Genomic DNA, 2,884 nt, shown 5'->3' with positions numbered 1-2,884 from the left:
GTGGCGAGCACGCTCGCGCTGGTCGTCGGACTCGTCGCCGCCAACGTCGTCCAGCCCGGCTCCGGCCTGCACGTCGACCCGGCCACGCTGAGCGCTAAGGCGGTCGACGCGAAGAAGTCGCTCGTGGCGTCGAGGGTGTCGTCGCCGAGCGTCTCGCGGTAGTAGCCGGTGATCAGCCCGGTGAGTTCTGCGGTGTCGATGGGGTTCATGGCCCGTCCTTCTTCGGAGTGCTTCGGAGTGGTGTGGATGTGGACAAGCGGGGCGGGGCGGGGCGGTGCGGAGCGGCCGGTCGGCGGCCGGTGCCGGTGTGCGCGGCTCCGGCGGCGGCCAGGGCGGCGGCGCTGTTGCCGCCGGAGACGACGACGGCGCTGCGGCCGGGGAGGTTGAGCCGGAGGGCACCGGCCAGGGCGGCCGCGCCACTCGGCTCGGCCGGAATGCCGGCGCGGTGCAGCAGGGTCATCGCACGGAGCACGGCCGGGTCGCCGACCCCGATCAGTTCGTCGACCCGGTGCCGGACGATCGGCAGGACCACCTCGCCGGGCCGCTGGCCGCGCAACCCGTCCGCCACCGAGTCGCTGGGCGGCACTTCGACCGGGCGGCCGGCGGCGAGAGAGCGGGCGTAGCGCCGGGCCCCTTCGGGTTCCACGCCGATGATCCGGACCGCGCTGCCCAGATGTGCGGCGGCGAGGCAGACGCCGGCCAGCAGGCCGCCGCCGCCCACCGGTACGAAGATCGCGTCGAGGTCGGGGGCGTCCCGCAGCATCTCCAGACCGACGGTGCCCTGTCCGGCCACCACGAGGTCGTGGTCCGAGGAGGGCACCAGCGCGGCTCCGGTGCGGGCGGCGAGGTCCTTCGCGTACCGGTCGCGGTCGGCCACCCCGCCGGGTACCCGGACGACCCGGCCGCCGAGCGCCCGGACGGCCGCTTCCTTGGTCTCCGCCGCGCCGGCCGCCATCACCACGGTGACCCGGACGCCGAGGGCGCGGCCCAGGGTGGCCACCGCGATGCCGTGGTTGCCGGAGGAGCCGGCGACCACGGCGTCGGCGCCGAGCGTGAGCAGCGCGTTGGCCGCGCCGCGGAGCTTGAAGGACCCGCTGTGCTGGAGGTGTTCGGCCTTGACCAGCAGTCCGGGCAGCAGGTCGCGGCGCAGCAGCGGGGTGTGCCTCACGTGGGAGGCGATCCGCTCGGCGGCGGCCGGCACGGCGGCCGGTGCGATCCGGGTGTCCGCGGCCGTCATGACACCGGCTCCGGAACGCTGTCGCGCAGCGCCCGCCGGTCGGCCTTGCCGCTGTGCGTGACGGGCAGGCGCTCCAGACGGGCGAACCGCCTGGGCATCAGGTGCGGCGGCAGAGTACCGGCCAGGTGCGCGCGCAGCTGGGCGTCGGTGGTGCTTGCGAGCGGACCGGTGACGTGGGCCCAGAGCCAGGTCCGGCCCCGGTCGTCGGTCTCGGCGGTCACCACGGCGCCGGTGACCTCGGGGTGGGTGAGCAGGGCGGCCTCGACCTCGGCAGGGTCCACGCGGTGGCCGCGGATCTTGATCTGGCGATCGGCCCTGCCGAGGTACTCCAGGGCCCCGTCGGGGGTGCGTCGGGCGAGGTCGCCGGTCCGGTACAGCCGTGCGCCGGGCGGCCCGTACGGGTCGGGCGGGAAACGGTCGGCTGTCAGGCCGGGCAGACCGCCGTAGCCGCGGGCGACGCCCGCGCCGCCGATGTGCACCTCGCCGGTCCGCCCGTCGGGGACTTCGCGCCCCCGTGGGTCCAGCAGGCGTACGACGGTGCCGTCGATGGCGGTGCCGACGATGTCGGCGGAGGGGTCGGGGGCGGTCGGCACGTCGTACCGGGTGGAGGTCATGGTGCACTCGCTGGGCCCGTACTGGTTGACCAGCCGGCCGCCGACCAGCGCACGGCCGCCGGCGGTGAGGAAGGGACGCAGCGACTCGCCGCTCGAGCACACCAGGCGCAGGGAGCGCAGCCGCTCCGCCGCGCGGGGCGACTGGACGAGGAAGCTGAGGAAGGAGGGAGTGGTGCTGAGGAGAGTGTCGACGCCGTACTCGGCGACGGTGTCGGCGAAGGACTCGGCGCGGAGCAGGCGCGCGCGTTCTACCAGGACGACGCACCCGCCCGCGGCGAGCGGCGCGAAGGTGTCCCGGATGGACGCGTCGTAGCCGGGCGGCGCCAGCTGGAGGCTGACGGTGCCGGGCCCGAGGGCGTTGTCGCGGACGACGGCGCGGAGGTACCTGTCCAGGCCGCCGTGCTCGATCAGGACGGGATGGGGAGTGCCGGTCGAGCCAGAGGTGTGGCTGACGTAGGCGAGCGAGCGCGGATGGGGGGCGCGGAAGGCGGCCGACGGCGGGCCGGCGGCCGGGAGCCGGTCGAGCAGGACGGTGGGTGCGTCGACCAGCGGTCCGAGGCGGTCGGCGAGGGCGGCGCAGGTGAGCAGGTGGGCCGCGCCGCCGCCGGCGGCGAGCGCGGCGAGCCGCCGGTCGGGCAGGCCGGTGTCCAGGGTGAGGAACGCCCCGCCGGCCCGGACGACCGCGGCGGTCGCGACCACGGCGTCGACGCCGGGAGGCAGGGCCACCGCGCAGACCCGCTCCGGGCCCACGCCGCGGGCGGCCAGGTGGGCGGCGATCCGGTCGATCCGGGCGGCCAGTTCGCCGTACCCGGTCGGGCCGTCGGCGGTCAGCAGGGCCGGGGAGTGCGGTGCGCGGACGGCGTGCGCCCGGATGTCCTCGACGAACGTCGACCCTGCGGGGGCGGTCATGCCTGCTCCCCGGGGGCGGTGCTCCGGTCGACGGCGACGAGGCGTAGTTCGGAGGTGTAGTGCCGGCCCTGGTCGTCGGTGAGCCAGGTCTGTTCGGGGGTGGGGAGCATCTCGGTGACGGTGA

The 2,884-nt window shown here is 76.1% G+C and carries 3 protein-coding genes; all 3 read right to left on the bottom strand.

Going from position 1 to position 2,884, the window contains the following annotated elements; all coding sequences use genetic code 11:
* A partial coding sequence (locus tag ABZ646_RS44075) for a hypothetical protein (protein WP_360532699.1) occupies positions 1–209 on the bottom strand: 209 nt, incomplete at its 3' end.
* Positions 206–1,237, bottom strand: coding sequence for a pyridoxal-phosphate dependent enzyme (locus tag ABZ646_RS44070; protein ID WP_360532696.1), 1,032 nt, complete (start codon positions 1,235–1,237; stop codon positions 206–208). The genes ABZ646_RS44070 and ABZ646_RS44075, both read right to left, overlap by 4 nt.
* A complete protein-coding gene (locus ABZ646_RS44065; protein ID WP_360532693.1) occupies positions 1,234–2,760 on the bottom strand; it encodes an amino acid adenylation domain-containing protein in 1,527 nt (508 codons plus the stop codon). The genes ABZ646_RS44070 and ABZ646_RS44065 overlap by 4 nt, the downstream gene beginning before the upstream one ends.
* Positions 2,761–2,884: the final 124 nt, after the last annotated feature.

The organism is Streptomyces sp. NPDC007162 (genome assembly GCF_040634175.1).
Lineage (GTDB): Bacteria > Actinomycetota > Actinomycetes > Streptomycetales > Streptomycetaceae > Streptomyces.
Note: the sequence above shows the minus strand (reverse complement) of the source record. Positions and strands in the feature narration are given on the sequence as shown.

Bases quoted from the DNA above. Each gene is read 5' to 3' on its own strand.
- ABZ646_RS44070 (WP_360532696.1), bottom strand. From the start codon at position 1,237: ATGACGGCCGCGGACACCCGGATCGCACCGGCCGCCGTGCCGGCCGCC.
- ABZ646_RS44065 (WP_360532693.1), bottom strand. From the start codon at position 2,760: ATGACCGCCCCCGCAGGGTCGACGTTCGTCGAGGACATCCGGGCGCAC.